Genomic DNA, 1,213 nt, shown 5'->3' with positions numbered 1-1,213 from the left:
TAACAAACGACTATGGCGTCAACCTTGAATTTAAACTGTTTTTTCTTCCCACATGACGCCATCTCTTACCATTGAATTTAAGATGATCACCATCTTTCTCACGCAAGCTATGATTGCAACTTTTTTCGGTTTTCCCGCTTCAACTAAGCGCTCGTAAAACGCCTTAAATTTTTGATTGCACTGCATGGCTGACATCATCGCCATAAACAGAACGGTACGGACTTGGTGACGCCCACCTTGAGTAACTTGCTTTCCCTTGTATTTACCACTTTCTTTGTTCATCGGTGCAACACCAACAAGTGATGCAACTTGTTTGCTATTCATCAAGCCAAGTTCCGGTAGATAGCTAATTAATGCTGCGGCTGATATTTTTCCTATGCCTGGCATACTCTGCACTAGCTCACTCTTCGCTCTGTATTCCGGGCAACTTTCTATCAGTTTTGCTAGCTCATCATTCATCTTATTTATTTGCTTTTTCAAAAGTACAAGCATCGCTTTTATGTTGGGCTGAATGGCCTTTGACATAATCTGCAGACGATTCTTTTCCTTAGTTTGCATCTCTATTAACTGATTTCTACGCCTAACAATATCTGCCATCTTCTGCATATTCTCTGGCTTCAGCCTAGATAGCTTAGGTTGTATTACCTCACCGAATTGAGCTATCAACGCCGCATCCAACTTATCCGTCTTAGCTCTTTGTCCTATGGCTCCTGCAAAACGTTTTACGTGAACTGGATTGACTATGCTGAAAGGTATATCCGCCTTTGCACAAGCACTAACAAAAAGAGCCTCGTAACGACCTGTAGATTCAATTACAACACGTTCAATATTCAATTTTCGAAGGCGTTTTGTTGCTTCTGCTACGCCTTTCTTGTCATTACTGACTTTGAAATATTCATTCAGTGGACGAATATGAATATCAAGAAAATCCTTTCCGGTATCTACACCCACGTTTATGTTTTGCACTGCGGTTTTATTCATAATAAGCTAACTCTGGTTTGCTAAATGCGAGCTCGGGGCCCAGTCGACTATTCGAGTATGTTGCTTGGAGTACCGTGTAGCGTTCGAGTTTGTTATCGGTCTCTCAAATGAGGAGCCACTCAATCGCCGAACTACTACACAGCCAACTTTGGTTGCAGCCAAAGTCTGGGCCTCACTTTACCCATCTTCGAAAAGGAATGTCGGTGTATTTAGGGAAGAATTATCCATACAA

General features: G+C 41.8%; 1 protein-coding gene. It reads right to left on the bottom strand.

Annotated features, from left to right (window positions below):
• Positions 1–30 precede the first annotated feature (30 nt).
• Entirely contained in the window at positions 31–981 is a 951-nt protein-coding gene (locus V7R35_RS17770) for an IS110 family transposase (RefSeq protein WP_334016220.1), read from the bottom strand.
• Positions 982–1,213 lie beyond the last annotated feature (232 nt).

Origin of the sequence: Alteromonas sp. S167, assembly GCF_036864375.1 — a bacterium.
GTDB lineage: Bacteria > Pseudomonadota > Gammaproteobacteria > Enterobacterales > Alteromonadaceae > Alteromonas.
Note: the sequence above shows the minus strand (reverse complement) of the source record. Positions and strands in the feature narration are given on the sequence as shown.

What these genes read in the sequence shown, in the direction of transcription:
- V7R35_RS17770 (WP_334016220.1), bottom strand. Translation starts at nt 981, where the DNA reads ATGAATAAAACCGCAGTGCAAAACATAAACGTGGGTGTAGATACCGGA.